Genomic DNA, 19,574 nt, shown 5'->3' on the forward strand with positions numbered 1-19,574 from the left:
AGGCCTGGGCGGCGATGGGCGGCGGGCGGTCTGGCCGCGCCGGCCTCAGTCCCGTTCTAGGCGGGTCAATTCCTGCAAAGAATTGGCATTGTAAAACGCGCGCTCGTCATGAAATGGCACTTCGACGGTCTTGTGGCGTGCGTACCACGCGCGCACGCGCCGTTCGCCGGCGGCCAGCGCGGCCTCCAGATCCTCGGCCAGGGCGCGAGGCACCAGGGCGAAGGTCGGCTGTGGATGGCGCTGGCCCTGCGCGTCGACCGATACCGCCACCGCGATCTCGGCGGCCTGCGCCTCGCGCGCGGCCTGGAGGCGCTCGGCGAGATCCGCTGCCAGGAATGGCGTGTCGCAGGGCGAACTCAGCACCAGCGGCGTGGGTGCCGCGCGCAGGCCGGCCAGCAGCCCGGCCAGCGGGCCCTCGAAGCCGGGCCGGGCGTCGGCCACCACCTGGGCGCGATAGGGCTGGCCGAGCTCGGCGTAGCGATCGAGATGGCGGTTCGCGCTGATCACCATCGCGCCGACCTGCGGCGCGAGCCGGCGCAGCACGTGCAGCGCGAGCGGCTCGCCGTGCAGCGGCTGCAGGCCCTTGTCGACGCCGCCCATTCGCGAGCCCTGGCCGCCGGCCAGCAGCAGGCCGGTCAGCCTCGCGTGCGCGGGCGGCGTGGCGTGATCGGGGAGGTTCAAGGGAGCGGGCTTTCGAGCGTGGAAGCGGCGCGAGGCTCAGCCGCCGATGTAGGACATCTCGACCCGGCGCGCGCCGTCGGCGGCTTGCGCCTCGGCCTGCGCGGTGCCGCGCAGTTGCGAATAGCGGTCGTCGCGGGCCTGCCAGATCCGCGCCACGGCGCTGGCGATCTGCGCGTCGGAGGCGCCGTTGCGCAGCAGGGCGCGCAGGTCGTGCCCCTGGTTGCCGAACAGGCACAGGTAGAGCTTGCCCTCGGTCGACAGGCGCGCGCGCGTGCATTCGCCGCAGAACGCGCGCGTCACGCTCGAAATCAGGCCGATCTCGCCGCCGCCGTCGGCATAGGCCCAGCGCTGCGCGGTCTCGCCCGGCGCGTGGGCCTCGAGCGGCAGCAGCGGGAACTGCGCGTCGATTCGCGCCAGCACCTCGGCCGAGGGCAGCACGTCGGTCATGTTCCAGCCGTTCGAGGTGCCGACATCCATGTATTCGATGAAGCGCAGCACCACGCCGGTGTTCCGGAAGCGGCGCGCCATCGGCACGATCTCGGCGTCGTTGGTGCCGCGCTTGACCACCATGTTGACCTTGAGCGGCGCGAGCCCGGCGTCCTGCGCGGCGAAGATGCCTTCCAGCACGTCGGCGCTGGCGAAATCGGCATCGTTCATGCGGCGGAACAGGGTGTCGTCGAGCGCGTCGAGGCTGACCGTGACGCGCGTCAGGCCGGCATCGCGCAGGCTGCGCGCCTTGCGCGCCAGCAGCGAGCCGTTGGTGGTCAGGGTCAGGTCGAGCGGGCGGCCGTTGACGGTTTCCATCCGCGCCAGCCGCTCGATCAGGAATTCCAGGTTCTTGCGCAGCAGCGGCTCGCCGCCGGTGATGCGGATCTTCTCGACGCCATGCGCGACGAAGATGCGCGCCGTGCGCTCGAGCTCCTCGAGCGAGAGCAGCGCGCTGTGGGGCAGGAACGGATAGTCCTTGTCGAATACCTCGCGCGGCATGCAGTAGACGCAGCGGAAGTTGCAGCGGTCGGTGACCGAGATGCGCAGGTCCCGCAGCGGGCGCGAGAAGGTATCGCGCAGCGTGCCGCTCGGCGCGAGCAGGGCGCCGGACAGGTCCGGGATGCCGCTGACATCGGTGACCGGGATGATGCGTCGGGACATGGCGGGGCGGTTCGGGTTCATGGGGACGGACAGGCGTCTATTTTAACGACAAGACGCCGATCGGGCCGGCGCACGGAAACCCGTAGAAAAAGAGCACAGACGCGCACTGTGCGGGAGGGTCGGCCGAGGCTGTACCGGCCGCCACCGGCAGGGATGGGGTGCCGGAAAGCCCGCGCCATGAAAAAACCCGCCCTCGGGAGGGCGGGTTTCGGCGCGGGACGAAGCCCGGTGCTGCCTGGCGCGAGACGCTCGCTCAGTGCTGCGAGCGGGTTTCGACCTGTTGCATCGGCGTCGAATCGACCGGCGGCAGGGCCTTGCGCTCACGCGGGGCACGTGCCTGCGGCACGACCCGGGCGGCGGCTTCCTGGGCGGCGCGGAGCTTGTCGGCATCCGTGTTCACCCAGATCAGGCCGGCTGCATCGAGTGCGGCTTCGACGCCGGCCGCAGCCGGAGCCGGGGCTGCGGCCAGTGCCTGCGGCACCGGGACCGGCTTGGCCTGCTCGGGCTCGACTGCCGCTTGCGGCTCGGCGGTCGCGGCCGGAGTCGCTTCCACCGCGACCGGCGCGGGTTCGACGACCGGAGCCGGGGCCGGTTCCACCGCGGCGGCAGGCGCCGTTTCGGCGACCGGTGCCGGCTCGACTGCCGGCGCGGGTTCGACCGCCGGTGCGGCTTCCTGGATCGGCACCGGTTCGGCTTCGGCCGGGCTGGCCTCGACCTGGACCGGCGCGGCATACGCCACGGGCTCGACTGCCGGGGCGGCTTCGACCGGAGCCGGTTCGCTTGCCACCGGTGCCGATTCGGCGGCCTGCGGCGCTTCGACCGGAGCCGGCGTGGCGATCACGACCGGTTCGGCTGCCGGGGCGACATGGGCCACGGGCTCGACCACCGGCGTGGCGACCGGGGCTGCCGGTGCCGCTTCGGCGGCCGGAGCTTCCGGCGCCGTTTCCGCTGCGCTCGGGGCGACGGCTTGCGTCGACGCCTCGGCATGCGCGGCGACCGCTTCGACGGCCACCGCGGCGGTAGCGGCGGTCACCGTGGCGACGGCTGCCACGACCGGGGCGTCCGCGCCATGATCGGCCGTTGCGGCGGCCTCATGGTCGACGCCTTCCGCACCTTCCACGCCTTCCGGCGTGGTGCCGGCGCCTTCCTCGCGATCGCGACGGCCACCACGACGGCCGCGGCGGCGACGGCGGCGTTCCTCGCCGTCACGCGCACCGGCTTCCGCGTCGGTGCCGGCCTGCTCGGCGCCCGGCGCCAGCAGTTCGGCGTCCTCGGCCGTTTCGGCATGGTTTTCACCACGATTGACGGTTTCCAGCGTGGCGGCGTGCGGCACGGCCTTGCGGCGTTCACCGCGCTCGCCGCGTTCGCGACGTTCCTGGCGCGGCGCTTCCACCGTGCCTTCTGCCGTCACGGCGCGCTCGCGCGGCTCGCGACCTTCACGTGCCTCGCGGCCTTCCCGCGCTTCCCGCGCTTCCCGCGGCTCGCGGTTGTCGCGTTCGCGCGGCTCGCGGCCTTCGCGGTTCTCGCGCGGCTCGCGGGCTTCCCGAAGTTCGCGGCCTTCGCGACCCTCGCGTGCCTCGCGCGGTTCGCGGTTGCCACGTCCTTCGCGGTTCTCACGCGGCTCCCGCGCTTCCTTGCCTTCGCGCTCGCCACGCGGCGGCTGCGGCTGGCGAGCGCCGGCGACGGCGGCTTGCGCGTCGCGCGCGCCGGCCTGCTGGCCGCCGCGGCGATTGCCGTTGTTGCGATTGCGATCGCCGCCGCGCTCACCGCGCTCGGACTTCTCGCCACGGGCCGGGCGGGCCGTCGAGGCGGCTTCCTTGACCGGTTCCGGCGCTGGAGCCGGCGTGGCCGGCGCACCGCCGAGCAGGCGCTTGAGCCAGCCGAACAGGCCACCGGCGGCAGGCGCCGCGGCCACCGGAGCCGGTGCGGCCACCGGGGCGGGTGCCGCCTCGCGCGGCGGTGCCGCGCTCGGTGCCGGGCTGGCCGGCGTGATGCCCTTGACGGCTGCCTCCTGCTTCGGCTTCGCGTCGGCGGCGCGCTTGCTGTAACCGGTTTCCGATTCGAGCTCGCGGGCGGCTTCCTCGGCCATCTTCCAGGAGGCGCGCGGATCGTCGAGACGGGCGTCGTCGTGACGCAGGCGCTCGAGCTTGTAATGCGGCGTATCGAGGTGCTTGTTCGGGATCAGCACGATGCCGACCTTGAAGCGCGACTCGATCTTGTTGATTTCCTGGCGCTTTTCGTTCAGCAGGAATGCGGTGACTTCGACCGGCACCTGGCAATGGATCGCCGCGGTGTTCTCCTTCATCGCCTCTTCCTGGATGATCCGCAGCACCTGCAGCGCCGAGGATTCCGTATCGCGGATGTGGCCGGTGCCGTTGCAGCGCGGGCAGGTCACGTGGCTGCCTTCGGAGAGGGCCGGGCGCAGGCGCTGGCGCGACAGCTCCATCAGGCCGAAGCGCGAGATCTTGCCCATCTGCACGCGGGCGCGGTCATGCTTGAGCGCGTCCTTCAGGCGCTGCTCGACCTCGCGCTGGCTCTTGGCCGATTCCATGTCGATGAAATCGATCACGATCAGGCCGCCCAGGTCGCGCAGGCGCAACTGGCGCGCCACCTCGTCGGCGGCTTCCAGGTTGGTGCGGGTGGCGGTTTCCTCGATGTCGGCGCCCTTGGTGGCGCGCGCCGAGTTCACGTCGATCGCGACCAGCGCCTCGGTGTGATCGATCACGATCGCGCCGCCCGAGGGCAGCGGCACCGTGCGCGAGTAGGCCGTCTCGATCTGGTGCTCGATCTGGAAACGCGAGAACAGGGGAACGTCGTCGTGGTAGCGCTTCACCTTGCCGACATTGTCGGGCATCACGATGTCCATGAAGGCTCGCGCCTGATCGTGGATCTCGGTGGTGTCGATGAGGATTTCGCCGATGTCGGGCTGGAAATAGTCCCGGATCGCGCGGATCACCAGGCTCGATTCCAGGTAGATCAGCATCGGCTGGCCGTTGTGGCCGCTCTTCGAGGCGGCCTCGATGGCGTGCCAGAGCTGCAGCAGGTAGTTCAGGTCCCACTGGAGTTCCTCGGCGCTGCGGCCGATGCCCGCAGTGCGGGCGATCATGCTCATGCCTTCCGGGATCTCGAGCTGCGCCATGGTCTCGCGCAGTTCCTGGCGCTCGTCGCCCTCGATACGGCGCGACACGCCGCCGCCGCGCGGGTTGTTCGGCATCAGCACCAGGTAGCGGCCGGCCAGCGAGATGAAGGTGGTCAGGGCGGCGCCCTTGTTGCCGCGCTCTTCCTTCTCGACCTGGACGATCAGTTCCTGGCCCTCGCGCAGCGCATCCTGGATGCGCGCGGAGCGCATGTCGACGCCGTCGCGGAAGTATTGGCGGGCGACTTCCTTGAACGGCAGGAAGCCGTGGCGGTCTTCGCCGTAGTTGACGAAGCAGGCTTCGAGCGAGGGCTCGATGCGGGTGACCACGCCCTTGTAGATATTGCCTTTGCGCTGTTCGCGGCCGGCGGTTTCGATATCGATGTCGATGAGTTTCTGCCCATCGACGATGGCGACACGCAGTTCTTCCTGCTGTGTCGCATTGAACAGCATGCGTTTCATTGAACGACTCCAGGCGGCCCTACCGGCGGCGCGTCCCGCTTGTCAGGCGGAACGCGGACGAAGGCAGGCCGCGCCTTGTTGTGTTGTCACAAGCACGCTGGAGCGGGAAGGCTGGCGGGAGAATTGCCTGAAGAGGCGCGGACCGATACGACCGGCCGGCTGCCATGGGCACCTGCGAACGCGGCTTCAAAGCACGGATGGTTCACTCCGCGCGCCGTGCGGCGCGCTAAGCCTGTTACCGGGCAATGCCGCAGCGCGCGGCGCAGGATGCGCGCGACGTCGCTGAGTGGCATGTGCTGCGGCCTGGCCGCAGCGGGGAGTATCGAATCCAGCCCGACTTTCCCGCCTGGGGTGTTCTACCTTGGTTTGACGTCGCCTCCGGCTTCGCACGTTTCGCGAAACCGTGCCGGGCGCACGCCGTCATATTCGCAACCGACAGCGTGGGCGGCACACCTCGTGCCGTACCGCCGCTGCCAATTGAATTCTTTTTGTCCAACTTTCCGTTACCGCGGCATGCCGCCGACCGAATCCGCCTGTGGGCGCGATCCTTGCCGGCGCGAGTGCCGTGCGTGCAACTTGCTGCCTCTCTTTTGTGCAGGGGTGAGCAGCAGCCCCCCGGCGCAAGTAAAATAGCGGTTTGCGCTTGCGCCTCATGCAATCCGCCCGAACCTGGCCGATCCGGCCGCCCGCAGCGGTATGCTGGGCAAAATTATATTCAGTATGAATGAGTTAGGCAAAATTTCTCAGAAAACGGTCGCAAGCGGTCAGGTTTCCATGGTCGAGGTCGGCGAGGAAGCCGCCGGTCAACGCATCGACAATTTCCTCCTGCGCGTCTGCAAGGGCGTGCCAAAAAGTCACATCTATCGCATCCTGCGCAGCGGCGAAGTCCGTGTGAACAAGGGGCGGATCGATGCCCAGTACCGGCTCGCCTATGGCGACGTGGTGCGCATCCCGCCGATCCGGATCGCCGCCGCGGATTCCTCGCGCGAGTCCGTGCCGGTGCCGGCCGCCGAATTCGCGGTGGTGTTCGAGGACGAGGCGATGCTGGTCATCAACAAGCCCGCCGGCGTGGCCGTGCACGGCGGCAGCGGAGTGTCGTTCGGCGTCATCGAGCAATTGCGCGAGGCCCGGCCCGAGGCGCGCTTCCTGGAACTGGTGCACCGCCTCGACCGCGAGACCTCGGGCATCCTGATGATCGCCAAGAAGCGCTCGGCCCTGGTCGGGCTGCACGAGCAGATCCGCGACAACCGGATGGACAAGCGCTACTACGCCGCCGTGCATGGCGAGTGGGCCGCCGACTGGGGCCGCCGGCGCGCCGTCAAGGTGCCGCTGTTCAAGTACTCGACCCCCGACGGCGAGCGCCGTGTGCGGGTCCAGGACGACGGGCTGCCCTCGCATACCGTCTTCAACCTGATCGACCGCTGGAGCGACTACGCATTCCTGGAAGCGGAACTCAAAACGGGTCGGACCCATCAGATACGCGTACACTTGGCACATCTCGGGCTGCCGATCGTCGGTGACGCGAAGTACGGCGATTTCGCCCTGAACAAGGCGCTGGCCCGCGCGAACGCGCGCCCGTCGCTGAAACGGATGTTCCTGCACGCGTATCGCCTGAAGCTCGCGCATCCGCTGTCGGGCGAGACGCTGCAGTTCGACGCGCCGCTGCCCGACGAATGCCGGCGCTTCCTCGATCAACTCAACGAACTGCGCGCGTCCGGCGCGTGAACCGCATGGCCCGACAGCAATTTGACCTGATCGTTTTCGACTGGGACGGCACGCTGATGGATTCGACCGCGCACATCGCGCGCAGCATCCAGGCGGCCTGCCGCGACCTCGGCCTGCCCACGCCCTCCGACGAGGCCTCGCGCTACGTGATCGGCCTGGGCTTGCGCGACGCGCTGGCGATCGCCGCGCCCTCGCTCGATCCCGCCGACTACGCCAAGCTCGCCGAGCGCTACCGCTTCCATTACCTGGTGAAAGACCAACTGATCGAGCTGTTCGCCGGCGTGCGCGAGATGCTCGAGGAGCTGCGCGATACCGGCTACCTGCTGGCGGTGGCTACCGGCAAGGGGCGCGTCGGCCTGAATCGCGCGCTCGACGAAACCAAGCTGACGCGCTTTTTCGACGGCACGCGCTGCGCCGACGAAACCTTCTCCAAGCCGCATCCGGCCATGCTCCACGAGCTGAGCCGCGAACTGGGGCAGAATCTGGCGCGCACCGTGATGATCGGCGACACCACCCACGACCTGCAGATGGCGGCCAGCGCCGGCGCGGCCGGCGTGGGCGTGGCCTACGGCGCGCATTCGTCCGAATCGCTGGCCACGCTGGAGCCGCGCTACATCGCCGCCGACGTGGAGGCGCTGGCCGGCTGGCTGCGCGAGCACGCATGAGCGAGCCGGTGTTCGTCTGCGCCGCCGAGGCGCTGGTCGACGGCGGCGCCGGCATCCGCCGCGCGGCCAGGCTGCGCGGCGAGGATGTGGTGGTGTTCTTCGTGCGCTACGACGGCCGTGCCTACGGCTACCTGAACCGTTGCGCCCACGTGCCGATGGAACTGGACTGGAACGAGGGCCAGTTCTTCGAATCCTCCGGCCTCTACCTGATGTGCGCGACGCACGGCGCGATCTACGCGCCCGATACCGGCAAGTGCGTCGGCGGCCCGTGCCGCGGCGCGCGCCTGCGCGCCGTCGAGGTGGACGAGCGCGACACGCCGGACGGCCGCGCCGTCTACTGGCTGCCCGACGCGGACCTGGTCCCGCAGGCGGCCTGATCCGTTTCTCCTCCTCCTCACTGGCCTTCGCATGTCCGACCAACCGACTTCTCCCGATTCAACCGGCGCCGAGCGCGAGTCGAACCCGCCGGCCGCGCCGCAAGCCGGCCGCGAACCCAACTGGGAGCGCGCCGCGCTCGAGCGGATCGCGATGGCGGCGATCGTCGAGCAGCGCGCCGCGCGCCGCTGGCGGATCGCCTTCCGCTTCCTCTGGCTGATCGTGTTCGTGGTGCTGGTGTTCGCGATCTTCGATTTCTCCGGCGACGGCAAGCTCTCGAGCAGCCGCCACACGGCGCTGGTGACGATCGACGGCGAGATCGCGGCCGGCACCAATGCCAATGCCGAGGACATCAACTCCGCGCTCGACGATGCCTTCGAGGATTCCGGCACGGTGGGCGTGGTGCTGCGCATCAACAGCCCGGGCGGCAGCCCGGTGCAGGCCGGTATCGTCTACGACGAGATCCGCCGGCTGCGCAAGAAGTACCCGTCCAAGCCGCTCTACGTGGTGGTCAGCGACATGTGTGCCTCGGGTGGCTACTACATCGCCTCGGCGGCCGACAAGATCTACGTGAACCAGGCCAGCATCGTCGGTTCGATCGGCGTGCTGATGGACGGTTTCGGCTTCACCGGGCTGATGGACAAGCTCGGCGTCCAGCGTCGGCTGCATACCTCGGGCGAGAACAAGGGTTTCTTCGATCCCTTCTCGCCGGAAACGCCGAAGATGGACGAGCACGCGCAGGCCATGCTCGACGAGATCCACGCGCAGTTCATCCAGGCCGTCAAGGACGGCCGCGGCAAGCGCCTGCACGAGTCGCCGGAGATCTTCTCGGGGCTGTTCTGGACCGGCGCGAAGAGCGTCGAGCTGGGGCTGGCCGACGGTTTCGGCACCACCGACACGGTGGCGCGCGACGTGCTGAAGGCGCCCGACATCGTCGACTACACGGTCAAGGAAAGCCTCAGCAACCGCGTGGCGCGGCGCTTCGGCGCGGCAATCGGCGGCGGCGCGGTGAAGTCGGCCTTGTCGGAAAACGGGGTCAGGCTGCACTGAGCGAGCGGGGCGCCAGCGGCGCCCCGTTTTTCATTTCCCTCCCTGGTCCGCGTTGCCGGCCTCAGTTGGCCAGCAACAGGAAGATCGCCGGGCGCTTCTGCAGGTTCGGCGCCGGCGCCTTTTTCCAGTCGGCCGCGCTGCGACTGAGGATGGTCTCGGTCTCGAGCGTCAGGTCGGCCGCCACGCAGATCAGCGTGGACGGCGCGCAGGTCGCCACCAGCGTCTCCAGCATGGCCTGGTTGCGATACGGCGTCTCGATGAAGATTTCCGTCTCGCGGGCCTTGCGCGACTGCTGCTCCAGCTCACGCAGGCGCTTGGCGCGGGCCGCCGGGTCCACCGGCAGGTAGCCGTGGAAGGCGAAGGTCTGGCCGTTCAGGCCGGAGGCCATCAGCGCCAGCAGGATCGAGCTCGGGCCCACCAGCGGCACCACCTTCACGCCGCGCTCGTGGGCGCGGCGCACCAGCAGGGCGCCCGGATCGGCCACCGCCGGGCAGCCCGCCTCGGATACCAGTCCGCCGTCGGCGCCGGCCAGGATCGGCGCCAGCAGTCGGTCGATCTCGCCCGACGGCGTCTTCACGTTCAGCTCGCGGATCTCGATCTCCTGGATCGGCCGTTCGGTGCCGACCTTCTTCAGGAAGGCGCGCGTGGTCTTGGCGTTTTCGCCGATGTAGTAGCCGAGCGAGGCGGCGCGGGCCTGCACGGCGGCCGGCAGCACGGCCGCCAGCATGGCGGCCTCGCCCTCGCCGAGCGTATTGGGGATCAGGTAGAGCGTGCCGGCCTTCATGCGCGTGCCTCCGTGGCGAACGGCGAGATGCCGGCCTCGGCCAGCATGCGGGTGAGCGCGATCAGCGGCAGGCCGACCAGCGCGGTCGGATCGTTCGAGTCGATCGCCTCCAGCAGGGCGATGCCGAGCCCCTCGGACTTCGCGCTGCCGGCCACGTCGTAAGGCGTTTCGGCGCGCAGGTAGGCTTCCAGGTCGGCGTCGGACAGGGAGCGGAACCGCACGCGCGTGACCACGTCCTCGACCTGGGCAAGGTCGCTGCGGCTGTCGTAGACGCACAGCGCGCTGTGGAATTCGACCTCGCGGCCGCGCATCGCCTGCAACTGCTCGAGCGCGCGCTGGTGGGTGCCGGGCTTGCCGACCTGGCGGCCGTCGAAGGTCGCGACCTGGTCGGAGCCGATCACCACGGCGCCCTCGGGGGCTTCGAACCGGGCCGCGACCGCGCGCGCCTTCGCTGCGGCCAGGCGCAGCGCGGTGTCGGCCGGCGATTCGCCGGCCAGCGGGGTTTCGTCGAGATCGGGCGTGACGACCTCGAAGGCGAGCCGCAGGCGCTCGAGCAACTCGCGCCGATAGCGGGAACTGGACGCCAGGATCAGCCTGGGCGGACGGGAAAACGTGGTCATGGCGGGATGTCGGGAGGGGCGTCGCGGCTCGGCGCGACGCCGCCGGTTAAGTAATTGACTCGAAAAGATAAAACGGATATAGTTTTGCGCTTTTCATCGGCAGCGACGCCGATGGTTCGTCGAAAGGCCCGCAAGACCCTTGAAGGCCGGCAGGCCGGGGCTTCATCCCGGCGCACGGGGCTCGACGGCCCGGTACTGGCGGCCGGCGCGGCGAAAACCGGGTAATGCCGGGTAGTGGAACCGGGTGCTGAATCACACGCAGGAGCGCACATGAATCCTTCTTCTGGCAAACCTGCGGTATCGCTGGATCCGCATCTGGTCGACCTGTTCGAATTCGCCCGCAGTGCCCGGCAATCGGCAGGCGCGGTGCGGCTCTCGCAACTGCCGCGCATGTTAAACGAAGTGCCGGCCGACGCGCCAGATCGCGACGCGACGTTCACGTGGCAGGCGGAAGGGTCGACCCAGTCCGAATTGCAGGATGACGGGAGCGAAGGTCAGCAGCCGTATCTGCGGCTCGCGCTGCACGGCGCCGCGTGGCTCGAATGCCAGCGCTGCATGACGCCGTACCAGCAGGCCTTCGATATCGACATGGTGTATCGGATCGTCGCGACCGAGGAGGAAGCGGAAGCGATTCCCCTCGACGAGAACGATGAAGTCGATGTGATCGTGGGCTCGCGCCAGTTCGATCTCGTCGACTTGATCGAAGAGGAGTTGTTGCTCTCGCTGCCGCTGGTACCGAAGCACGAGGTCTGTCCCTCGGTCCACGAAAGCCTGACATCGGGGGTCAGTGGTCCCGCCGCCGATGCCGAGGCCTTCGATGAAGCCGAGGAGTCGGCCGGCGACGAGGCGGGCGGTGAAGCAAGCGGCGAAGCGCGCCCCAACCCGTTCGCGGCGCTCGAGGCGCTCAAGCGGGACGGCGACAAGAAACACTGAGGTAGGTTGGAGCACGGGAAGGCGTCGGGCGGCAGTGCCCGGGTAGGATGGCGCCGGATCGGGCTGTGTTAGAATCCGGAAAATTTTTAGGAGTTAGTCATGGCAGTTCAGCAAAACAAGAAGTCGCCGTCCAAGCGCGGCATGCACCGTTCGCACGATTTCCTGACGACCACCCCGCTGGCCGTCGAGCCGAGCACGGGTGAAGTGCATATGCGTCACCACATCAGCCCGAACGGCTACTATCGCGGCAAGAAAGTCGTCAAGACGAAGAACGACTAAGCACGTTTCGTCGCGCTCGCCCGCATGCTTTCGGGCTCATCCAGCGTGACGACCGGTTCGCTTGACACTTTCCTGGCTCAACAAGAAGGCGGCATTCAACTGCCGCTTTTTTGTGCCTGAAATTCGTCGCACTCCATGACAGTAAAGCTCACGATCGATTGCATGGGAGGCGACCACGGCCCGTCCGTGACCGTTCCCGCGGCAGTCAAGTTTGTGCGTGCGCATCCCGATGCGCACCTGATGCTGGTCGGCATCGATACCGCGATCCGCGCCCAGCTCAAGAAACTCAAGGCGCTCGACGATCCCTCGTTGTCGATTGTTCCGGCCACGGAAGTCGTCGCGATGGACGATTCCGTCGAGGTCGCGCTGCGCCGGAAGAAAGATTCCTCGATGCGCGTCGCGCTGAACCACGTCAAGGACGGCGAGGCGCAGGCCTGCGTCTCGGCCGGCAACACCGGCGCCCTGATGGCCGTGTCGCGCTACGTGCTCAAGACGCTGCCCGGCATCGAGCGGCCGGCGATCGCGTTCGCGCTGCCGAATCCGACTGGCTACACGATGATGCTCGACCTCGGCGCCAACGTCGATTGCGAGCCTCAGCATCTGCTGCAGTTCGCCGAAATGGGGCATGCGCTGGTCGCGGCCCTGGAGGGCAAGGATCGTCCGACGATCGGCCTGCTCAACATCGGCGAGGAGATGATCAAGGGCAATGAAACAATCAAGCGCGCCGGCGAGCTGCTGCGCGCCAGCACGCTCAACTTCCGCGGCAACGTCGAAGGCGACGACATCTACAAGGGCACCGTGGACGTGATCGTCTGCGACGGCTTTGTCGGCAATGTCGCGCTCAAGACCTCGGAAGGCCTGGCGCAGATGCTCGCCAACATCATCAAGGAAGAGTTCAGCCGCTCGCTGATGAGCAAGCTGATGGCCGTGCTCGCGCTGCCGGTGCTGCTGCGCTTCAAGCGTCGCGTCGATCACCGCCAGTACAACGGCGCGGCCTTGCTGGGCCTGCGCAGCCTGGTGATCAAGAGCCACGGTTCGGCCGATGCCTACGCGTTTGAGTGGGCTATCAAACGCGGGTATGATGCGGTCAAAAATGGCGTGCTGGAGCGCCTTTCCCGGGCCATGGCGGAAAACGCGATGCCGCTTGGCGAAAGCGGTCACGACGCGGGCGGTGCCGGTCAGGCAGGTCCGTCTGCAGGCCAGCAGGCCGAGCCTTCCGCCGCTTTATCCTCTAAAGCTTAAATGGCCCAATCGACTCTCTATTCCCGCGTGCTCGGCACGGGCAGCTACCTGCCGCCCAACCGAGTCACGAACCAGGCGCTCGCCGAGCGTCTCGCGAAGGACGGCATCGAAACCAGCGACGAATGGATCGTGGCGCGCACCGGCATCCATGCGCGCCATTTCGCCGATCCCGACGTGACCACCAGCGATCTCGCGCTGATCGCCGCGCAGCGCGCCATCGAGGCGGCCGACATCGATCCGCAGTCGATCGATCTGATCATTGTCGCCACGTCCACCCCTGATTTCGTTTTCCCCAGCACTGCCTGCCTGCTGCAGAATAAGCTCGGCATCCGCAACGGCGGCGCCGCGTTCGACGTGCAGGCGGTCTGCTCGGGCTTCGCCTACGCGATCGCCACGGCCGACAGCTTCATCCGCAGCGGCCAGCATCGCAACGCGCTGGTGATCGGGGCGGAAACCTTCTCGCGCATCCTCGATTTCAAGGATCGGACCACTTGCGTGCTGTTCGGCGACGGCGCCGGCGCGGTGGTGCTGTCGGCCTCCGAGGCGCCCGGCATCCTGGGCAGCGCGCTGCATGCCGACGGCAGCTACTCGCACATCCTCTGCACGCCGGGCAATGTCAACGGCGGCGTGATCGCGGGCAGCGCCTTCCTGCACATGGACGGCCAGGCGGTGTTCAAGCTCGCCGTGAACGTGCTGGAGAAGGTCGCTGTCGAGGCGCTGGAGAAGGCCGGCCTCGCGGCCGACCAGGTCGATTGGCTGATTCCGCACCAGGCCAATATCCGTATCATGACCAGCACCTGCCGCAAGCTCGGGCTGCCGCAGGAGCGCATGGTCGTCACCGTCGGCGAGCACGGCAACACCTCGGCCGCCTCGATCCCGCTCGCGCTCGACGTGGCGGTGCGCGATGGCCGCATCCAGCGCGGCCAGACCGTGCTGATCGAAGGCGTCGGCGGCGGCTTCACGTGGGGTGCGGCGGTATTCCGCTTCTGAGCGGCCGCGCCTTGCCGACAGGCGCGCCCGATCGGCGCGCCGTCTGAACGTTTCACAAGAGGACGAGATGAAATTCGCATTTGTTTTCCCCGGGCAGGGTTCGCAGGCGGTCGGCATGCTCAACGCATTCGCCGAGCTCGCCGTGGTGCGCGAGACCGTGCAGGAGGCGTCCGATGCACTGGGCCAGGATCTCGGCAAGCTGATCGCCGAGGGTCCGGGCGAAGAACTCAACCTGACCACCAACACGCAGCCGGTGATGCTGACCGCCGCCTATGCCTGCTATCGCGCCTGGCAAGAGGCGGGCGGCCCGGCGCCGTCGATCGTCGCGGGCCACAGCCTGGGCGAATACACGGCGCTGGTGGCAGCCGGCGCGCTGGCCTTCCGCGATGCGGTGCCGCTGGTGCGATTCCGCGCCCAGGCGATGCAGAACGCGGTGCCGGTCGGCGAGGGCGGCATGGCCGCGATCCTCGGCCTGGACGACGACACGGTGCGCGCGGTCTGCGCGGAAGCCGCGGCGGCCGGCGTGGTCGAGGCGGTCAACTTCAATGCGCCCGCGCAGGTGGTGATCGCCGGCGCCAAGGCCGCGGTCGAGAAGGCCTGCGAGATCGCCAAAGCGAAGGGTGCCAAGCGCGCGCTGCCGCTGCCGGTGTCGGCGCCGTTCCATTCCTCTCTGCTCAAGCCGGCTTCCGATCAACTGCGCGACTACCTGGCGACGGTCACGATCGACGCGCCGCGCATCCCGGTGGTCAACAACATCGACGTGGCGGTCGTGTCGGACCCCGCCGCGATCAAGGACGCGCTGGTTCGCCAGGCCGCCGGCCCGGTGCGCTGGGTCGAATGCGTGCGTCATATCGCCGGCACCGGCGTCACGCAACTGGTCGAATGCGGCCCGGGCAAGGTGCTCACCGGCCTGACCAAGCGCATCGACGGCGAACTGGCGGGCGCGGCCGTGTACGACCCGGCCACGCTCGACGACGTGCTCAAGCTCGTCACGGCCTGAGCGGCCGCGCGGTGCCTCGGCGCCGCGGCGAGCCACGATTCATCCGACTCACGGACCAACATGGACAAGACTCTCGACAAACAGGTGGCGATCGTGACCGGCGCCTCGCGCGGCATCGGCCGGGCGATCGCGCTCGAACTCGCGCGCCAGGGCGCCACGGTGATCGGCACGGCGACCAGCGAGGTGGGTGCCCAGGGCATCGGCGCGGCGCTGGCCGAAGCCGGCCTGGCCGGCCGCGGCGCGGTGCTCGACGTCAACGACGCGGCCTCGGCCGAGGCGCTGATCGATTCGACCGTCAAGGAATTCGGCCGTCTCGACATCCTCGTCAATAACGCCGGCATCACGCAGGATCAGCTCGCGATGCGCATGAAGGACGACGACTGGGACGCGGTGATCGACACCAACCTGAAGTCGGTGTTCCGTCTCTCGCGCGGCGTGCTGCGCCCGATGATGAAGGCCCGCGGCGGGCGCATCATCAACATCACCTCGGTGGTCGGCTCGCTCGGCAATCCGGGCCAGGCCAACTACGCGGCCGCCAAGGCAGGCGTGGCGGGCCTCACCCGCGCGCTGGCGCGCGAGATCGGCAGCCGCGGCATCACCGTCAACTGCGTGGCCCCCGGCTTCATCGACACCGACATGACCAAGTCGCTGCCCGAGGAACAACAGGCCGCGCTGAAAACCCAGATTCCGCTCGGGCGCCTCGGCAGCACCGACGATATCGCTCACGCCGTCGCGTTCCTCGCCTCGCCGCTTGCCGGGTATATCACTGGCACGACGCTGCATGTGAACGGCGGCATGTACATGTCGTAACGGAATTCGTTTACCATCCGCGCCGTACGTCGGATGGAGGCGCCTCGAGCGCCTCTCGAACCGCAACGCCGGCGCGCATTTTTGGCGGCATCAAACCTGATAAAATGCGCGCACTTGTAAATCTGAACTTTCCCTCGGAGGGGTAATGGACAACATCGAACAACGTGTCAAGAAGATCGTCGCCGAGCAACTGGGCGTCGCCGAAGGCGAAATCAAGAACGAAGCCTCGTTCGTGAACGACCTCGGCGCCGACTCGCTCGACACGGTCGAGCTGGTCATGGCGCTCGAAGACGAGTTCGGCATGGAAATCCCGGACGAAGAGGCCGAGAAGATCACGACCGTTCAGCAAGCGATCGACTACGCTCGCGCGAACGTCAAGGCCTAAGACCCGGCACGCCGTCAGCAACGTTTTTCGGAACGCTGCGTGGGCGCCAGATCTCGCCGCCGGCCTCGTTGCCGGCCGCGCTAACAGCCACAGGGCTCGCAGGGCTGGTACCTGCGGCCCCTGTGGCTTTTGTTTTTGTCATCCAATGGAAAAGAGGGTACCGTGAGCCGCCGTCGAGTTGTCGTTACAGGCCTTGGGCTGATTTCGCCTGTTGGCAATAATGTTGCCGACGGTTGGGCCAATCTGGTCGCCGGTCGATCCGGCATCGCCAACATCACCAAGTTCGACGCAACGAACTATTCGACCCGCTTCGCGGGCGAGGTGAAGGGCTTCAATGTCGAGGAATATCTGCCCGCGAAGGAAGCGCGCCACATGGATACCTTCATCCATTACGGCATCGCTGCGGGCATGCAGGCCATGAAGGATTCGGGCATCGAGGTCACCGAGGAGAACGCGGAGCGCTTTGGCGTGATCGTCGGCTCCGGCATCGGTGGCCTGCCGATGATCGAGGTCACGCAGACCGAGCTGCTGAACCGCGGCCCGCGCCGCATTTCGCCGTTCTTCGTGCCGGCTTCGATCATCAACATGATCTCCGGTCACCTGTCGATCAAGTTCGGCCTGAAGGGCCCGAACCTCGCGATCGTGACGGCCTGCACCACCGGCCTGCACTGCATCGGCGAGGCCTCGCGTCTGATCGAATACGGCGATGCCGACATGATGATCGCGGGCGGCGCCGAGGCGACCGTCTCGCCGCTGGGCATCGGCGGTTTCGCGGCCGCGCGCGCGCTGTCGCAGCGCAACGACGACCCGGCCACCGCCAGCCGTCCGTGGGACAAGGACCGGGACGGTTTCGTGCTGGGCGAGGGCGCCGGCGTGATGGTGCTCGAGGAATACGAGCATGCCAAGGCGCGCGGCGCGAAGATCTACGCCGAAGTGTCCGGCTACGGCATGAGCGCCGACGCCTACCACATGACCGCCCCGGTCGAGGATGGCGACGGTGCGCGCCGCTGCATGCTGGCCGCGCTGCGCAACGCCGGTGTCAATCCCGACGAGGTCAACTACCTGAACGCGCACGGCACCTCGACGCCGCTCGGCGACCTGGCCGAGACGATCGGCATCAAGCGCGCCTTCGGCGATCGCGCCAAGCAGATGGTGGTCAACTCGACCAAGTCTATGACGGGTCACCTGCTCGGTGGCGCGGGCGGCCTCGAGTCGGTGTTCACGGTGCTGGCCGTGCACAACCAGGTCTCGCCGCCGACCATCAACATCTTCAATCAGGACCCCGAATGTGATCTCGATTACTGCGCGAACGAAGCGCGGGACATGAAGATCGACGTCGCGCTGAAGAACTCCTTCGGCTTTGGCGGGACTAACGGCACGCTGGTTTTCAAGCGCGCCTGAAGCGGGATCGCTTGACGGGTCCCTCCCTCCTATCTTCCTCCGGCACGCAGCCTGTCGCGCTGCGTGCCTCGGCGACGCTGCGCGTCGTGCTGGCGGCCTTCGTCGCGCTATGCGCGGCGGCGGCCGGCGGTACCGCGCTGCAACTGGCCGACGGCCAGTTCGCCGGGAAGATCGGAGCGGTGTTCGTCGGGTTGCTGACCGCCGCGAGTCTCGTGTCGGTCGCGCGTGAAACCTGCGCGCGCCGGATCCCGGCCGCGCTGCGCATCGAGCCGGCCACCGGCACGCTCGCCGCCTACGATCACGCGGGCCGGCGGGTGGCGCACGGTGCCGTGGTCCGCTGCACGCATTGGGCGGACCGGCTGCTGGTGCTGGCGATCGCTCGCGAGCGCGGCGCCCCGGTGGCGCTGCTGGTACCGGCCGATGCGCTCGACATGGCGGCGTTCCGCGCCCTGTCGGTGCTCGGCAGGCGCCCGGGGCGGGCCGGACGAGGCTGAGGGCGCGCGCCGCGCGGTTTCGCGGCAGGTCGCAGGGCGTTGCTACAATGGCGCTCCGCGTTGCATCCCTAGTTAACGGATTTGTCAGGTGAGTGAAAAAGAAATCGATCAGGCCCTGGTCGAGCGCGTACAGAAAGGCGACAAGGCAGCGTTCGAACTCCTGGTCTCCAAATACCACCGCAAGATCATCCGGCTGATCTCGCGCCTCGTGCGGGATCCCGCCGAGGTCGAGGACGTGGCCCAGGACGCCTTCATCAAGGCCTACCGCGCGCTGCCGCAGTTTCGCGGCGAATCGGCCTTCTACACGTGGTTGTACCGGATTGCCGTGAATACGGCGAAGAACTACCTTGCGACCCAGGGGCGCCGCGCGCCGACCTCGACTGAAGCGGATGCCGAAGAGGCTGAAACTTTCTCCGACGCGGACCAACTAAGGGATATCAACACGCCCGAGTCGATGTTGATGAGCAAGCAGATCGCCGAAACGGTGAACGCGGCGATGGCGCTGTTGCCCGAGGAGTTGCGCACGGCCATCACACTGCGGGAAATCGAGGGTCTGAGCTACGAGGAAATCGCGGAAATGATGGATTGCCCGATCGGCACCGTCCGTTCCCGTATTTTCCGGGCCCGCGAGGCGATTGCCAACAAGTTGCGTCCGCTTCTGGACACGCCGGAAGGCAGGCGCTGGTGAGCCTGGCCGGTGTGCGGAAACGGCACGGGGTCCAGTTACAGATAGAGTCGTGTGTCACGACGGGGTATCGAAGATGGGGAGCATCATGGGGTCGGTCTCTACGCAATCGCAACCGAGCTCGCAACGCGAGCGTCTGTCCGCATTGATCGACGGCGAGTCGCCTGACGGCCTGCCGTTCGCTCAGATCCTGGCCGGTTTCGGCGACACGGAACGGCGTGCCTGGTCCGAATTTCACGCGATCGGCGACGTGCTGCGTTCCGATGAACTCGCGATCGAACCGACCGTCAGCCATGCCTTCACGGCCCGGTTTTCCGCCGCCTTCGCGGCCGAGCCCCACCTGATCGCCCCGGCCGCGATCACCGTCGCGGCGAACAGCCCGGCTTCGCCGCTCAAGCGCGCGCTGCGCCGCCGCTTCGTGCCGGCACTGGCGGTGGCCGCCGCGGCGGCCACCCTGACCTGGATCGTGGTCCCGCAACTGCAGGGCACGGCCGGCCAGCCCGGCGTCTCGCCGGTGCAGGTCGCCTCGGTCGCGCCGCAGGACCTGCAGCGCGTGGCCGCCTCGTCCCACCAGGATCTCAACATCATCCGCGACGCGAGCCTCGATCAATACCTCGAAGCTCACCAGCAATTCGCGCAGCAGCCCGTGGTGTCGGGCTCGATGCCGCTCATTCGCACTGCCGTCGCGACGCAAGGCCAATAAACTCG

The 19,574-nt window shown here is 68.1% G+C and carries 20 protein-coding genes; 15 read left to right on the forward strand and 5 right to left on the reverse strand.

Annotated elements, in window-relative coordinates:
* Positions 1-45: 45 nt before the first annotated feature.
* The 3 genes from mobA to FB600_RS12705 all read right to left on the reverse strand — a co-directional run bounded on the left by mobA (position 46) and on the right by FB600_RS12705 (position 5,428).
* Positions 46-681, reverse strand: coding sequence for a molybdenum cofactor guanylyltransferase MobA (gene mobA / locus FB600_RS12695; RefSeq protein WP_096749504.1), 636 nt, complete (start codon positions 679-681; stop codon positions 46-48).
* Between the two features lie 36 nt (positions 682-717).
* Positions 718-1,830, reverse strand: coding sequence for a GTP 3',8-cyclase MoaA (gene moaA, locus FB600_RS12700; protein ID WP_145756944.1), 1,113 nt, complete (start codon positions 1,828-1,830; stop codon positions 718-720).
* A 253-nt stretch (positions 1,831-2,083) separates the two neighbouring features.
* The gene (locus FB600_RS12705; RefSeq protein WP_145756943.1) at positions 2,084-5,428 is read right to left on the reverse strand and encodes an Rne/Rng family ribonuclease; all 3,345 of its coding nucleotides are present in this window, start codon (positions 5,426-5,428) and stop codon (positions 2,084-2,086) included.
* A gap of 720 nt (positions 5,429-6,148) precedes the next feature.
* Here FB600_RS12705 and FB600_RS12715 point away from each other — a divergent pair.
* Genes FB600_RS12715 through FB600_RS12730 form a run of 4 tightly spaced genes read left to right on the forward strand, consistent with a single transcriptional unit; the run spans position 6,149 to position 9,243 of the window.
* A complete protein-coding gene (locus FB600_RS12715; RefSeq protein ID WP_096749502.1) occupies positions 6,149-7,153 on the forward strand; it encodes an RluA family pseudouridine synthase in 1,005 nt (334 codons plus the stop codon).
* A gap of 5 nt (positions 7,154-7,158) precedes the next feature.
* Complete coding sequence (locus FB600_RS12720; RefSeq protein WP_096749501.1) at positions 7,159-7,818, forward strand: HAD-IA family hydrolase; 660 nt, start codon at positions 7,159-7,161, stop codon at positions 7,816-7,818.
* Positions 7,815-8,195 carry a Rieske (2Fe-2S) protein gene (locus FB600_RS12725; protein ID WP_096749500.1) on the forward strand — a complete coding sequence of 127 codons (381 nt, stop codon included), beginning with the start codon at positions 7,815-7,817 and terminating at the stop codon, positions 8,193-8,195. The genes FB600_RS12720 and FB600_RS12725 overlap by 4 nt, the downstream gene beginning before the upstream one ends.
* A gap of 31 nt (positions 8,196-8,226) precedes the next feature.
* A complete protein-coding gene (locus FB600_RS12730; protein ID WP_096749499.1) occupies positions 8,227-9,243 on the forward strand; it encodes a S49 family peptidase in 1,017 nt (338 codons plus the stop codon).
* A gap of 61 nt (positions 9,244-9,304) precedes the next feature.
* Here the strand turns inward: FB600_RS12730 and FB600_RS12735 are convergent, their stop codons facing one another.
* Both FB600_RS12735 and FB600_RS12740 read right to left on the reverse strand, forming a co-directional pair.
* The gene (locus FB600_RS12735; protein ID WP_013697070.1) at positions 9,305-10,027 is read right to left on the reverse strand and encodes an SAM-dependent methyltransferase; all 723 of its coding nucleotides are present in this window, start codon (positions 10,025-10,027) and stop codon (positions 9,305-9,307) included.
* Positions 10,024-10,647 carry a Maf-like protein gene (locus FB600_RS12740; RefSeq protein WP_096749498.1) on the reverse strand — a complete coding sequence of 208 codons (624 nt, stop codon included), beginning with the start codon at positions 10,645-10,647 and terminating at the stop codon, positions 10,024-10,026. Before FB600_RS12740 ends, FB600_RS12735 begins: the two co-directional genes overlap by 4 nt.
* 270 nt (positions 10,648-10,917) lie before the next feature.
* Here FB600_RS12740 and FB600_RS12745 point away from each other — a divergent pair, with 270 nt between their 5' ends.
* The 11 genes from FB600_RS12745 to FB600_RS12795 all read left to right on the forward strand — a co-directional run bounded on the left by FB600_RS12745 (position 10,918) and on the right by FB600_RS12795 (position 19,569).
* The gene (locus FB600_RS12745) at positions 10,918-11,580 is read left to right on the forward strand and encodes a DUF177 domain-containing protein (protein ID WP_105819861.1); all 663 of its coding nucleotides are present in this window, start codon (positions 10,918-10,920) and stop codon (positions 11,578-11,580) included.
* A gap of 99 nt (positions 11,581-11,679) precedes the next feature.
* Entirely contained in the window at positions 11,680-11,859 is a 180-nt protein-coding gene (gene rpmF, locus FB600_RS12750; RefSeq protein WP_010105341.1) for a 50S ribosomal protein L32, read from the forward strand.
* Between the two features lie 135 nt (positions 11,860-11,994).
* The gene (gene plsX / locus FB600_RS12755; protein ID WP_096749496.1) at positions 11,995-13,101 is read left to right on the forward strand and encodes a phosphate acyltransferase PlsX; all 1,107 of its coding nucleotides are present in this window, start codon (positions 11,995-11,997) and stop codon (positions 13,099-13,101) included.
* A complete protein-coding gene (locus FB600_RS12760) occupies positions 13,102-14,091 on the forward strand; it encodes a beta-ketoacyl-ACP synthase III (RefSeq protein ID WP_096749495.1) in 990 nt (329 codons plus the stop codon).
* Positions 14,092-14,158: 67 nt separating this feature from the next.
* Positions 14,159-15,091: an ACP S-malonyltransferase gene (fabD, locus tag FB600_RS12765; RefSeq protein WP_096749494.1), complete on the forward strand. Its 933-nt coding sequence runs from the start codon at positions 14,159-14,161 to the stop codon at positions 15,089-15,091.
* 60 nt (positions 15,092-15,151) lie between these two features.
* On the forward strand, positions 15,152-15,901 hold the full coding sequence (gene fabG, locus FB600_RS12770) for a 3-oxoacyl-ACP reductase FabG (protein WP_096749493.1): 750 nt from the start codon (positions 15,152-15,154) through the stop codon (positions 15,899-15,901).
* A gap of 145 nt (positions 15,902-16,046) precedes the next feature.
* Positions 16,047-16,286: an acyl carrier protein gene (acpP, locus tag FB600_RS12775; protein WP_012735022.1), complete on the forward strand. Its 240-nt coding sequence runs from the start codon at positions 16,047-16,049 to the stop codon at positions 16,284-16,286.
* Between the two features lie 162 nt (positions 16,287-16,448).
* On the forward strand, positions 16,449-17,687 hold the full coding sequence (gene fabF / locus FB600_RS12780; protein WP_096749492.1) for a beta-ketoacyl-ACP synthase II: 1,239 nt from the start codon (positions 16,449-16,451) through the stop codon (positions 17,685-17,687).
* Positions 17,688-17,698: 11 nt separating this feature from the next.
* Positions 17,699-18,181, forward strand: a complete 483-nt coding sequence (locus FB600_RS12785) for an RNA polymerase subunit sigma (RefSeq protein ID WP_098154396.1) — start codon at positions 17,699-17,701, stop codon at positions 18,179-18,181.
* An 88-nt stretch (positions 18,182-18,269) separates the two neighbouring features.
* Entirely contained in the window at positions 18,270-18,869 is a 600-nt protein-coding gene (gene rpoE, locus FB600_RS12790; RefSeq protein WP_013697079.1) for an RNA polymerase sigma factor RpoE, read from the forward strand.
* A gap of 85 nt (positions 18,870-18,954) precedes the next feature.
* Positions 18,955-19,569 carry a sigma-E factor negative regulatory protein gene (locus FB600_RS12795; RefSeq protein WP_096749490.1) on the forward strand — a complete coding sequence of 205 codons (615 nt, stop codon included), beginning with the start codon at positions 18,955-18,957 and terminating at the stop codon, positions 19,567-19,569.
* The last annotated feature ends 5 nt before the right edge of the window (positions 19,570-19,574 follow it).

Origin of the sequence: Burkholderia sp. SJZ089, from assembly GCF_007828315.1 — a bacterium.
In the GTDB taxonomy this organism is placed as follows: domain Bacteria; phylum Pseudomonadota; class Gammaproteobacteria; order Burkholderiales; family Burkholderiaceae; genus Burkholderia; species Burkholderia gladioli.

Excerpts from the sequence above, each read along its gene's own strand:
- FB600_RS12730 (WP_096749499.1), top strand. The coding sequence starts at position 8,227 with ATGTCCGACCAACCGACTTCTCCCGATTCAACCGGCGCCGAGCGCGAG.
- FB600_RS12720 (WP_096749501.1), top strand. The coding sequence starts at position 7,159 with ATGGCCCGACAGCAATTTGACCTGATCGTTTTCGACTGGGACGGCACG.
- FB600_RS12745 (WP_105819861.1), top strand. The coding sequence starts at position 10,918 with ATGAATCCTTCTTCTGGCAAACCTGCGGTATCGCTGGATCCGCATCTG.
- moaA (WP_145756944.1), bottom strand. The coding sequence starts at position 1,830 with ATGTCCCGACGCATCATCCCGGTCACCGATGTCAGCGGCATCCCGGAC.
- acpP (WP_012735022.1), top strand. The coding sequence starts at position 16,047 with ATGGACAACATCGAACAACGTGTCAAGAAGATCGTCGCCGAGCAACTG.
- FB600_RS12795 (WP_096749490.1), top strand. The coding sequence starts at position 18,955 with ATGGGGTCGGTCTCTACGCAATCGCAACCGAGCTCGCAACGCGAGCGT.
- FB600_RS12735 (WP_013697070.1), bottom strand. The coding sequence starts at position 10,027 with ATGAAGGCCGGCACGCTCTACCTGATCCCCAATACGCTCGGCGAGGGC.
- plsX (WP_096749496.1), top strand. The coding sequence starts at position 11,995 with ATGACAGTAAAGCTCACGATCGATTGCATGGGAGGCGACCACGGCCCG.
- fabG (WP_096749493.1), top strand. The coding sequence starts at position 15,152 with ATGGACAAGACTCTCGACAAACAGGTGGCGATCGTGACCGGCGCCTCG.
- FB600_RS12715 (WP_096749502.1), top strand. The coding sequence starts at position 6,149 with ATGAATGAGTTAGGCAAAATTTCTCAGAAAACGGTCGCAAGCGGTCAG.
- FB600_RS12740 (WP_096749498.1), bottom strand. The coding sequence starts at position 10,647 with ATGACCACGTTTTCCCGTCCGCCCAGGCTGATCCTGGCGTCCAGTTCC.
- FB600_RS12725 (WP_096749500.1), top strand. The coding sequence starts at position 7,815 with ATGAGCGAGCCGGTGTTCGTCTGCGCCGCCGAGGCGCTGGTCGACGGC.
- fabD (WP_096749494.1), top strand. The coding sequence starts at position 14,159 with ATGAAATTCGCATTTGTTTTCCCCGGGCAGGGTTCGCAGGCGGTCGGC.
- rpmF (WP_010105341.1), top strand. The coding sequence starts at position 11,680 with ATGGCAGTTCAGCAAAACAAGAAGTCGCCGTCCAAGCGCGGCATGCAC.
- FB600_RS12760 (WP_096749495.1), top strand. The coding sequence starts at position 13,102 with ATGGCCCAATCGACTCTCTATTCCCGCGTGCTCGGCACGGGCAGCTAC.
- FB600_RS12705 (WP_145756943.1), bottom strand. The coding sequence starts at position 5,428 with ATGAAACGCATGCTGTTCAATGCGACACAGCAGGAAGAACTGCGTGTC.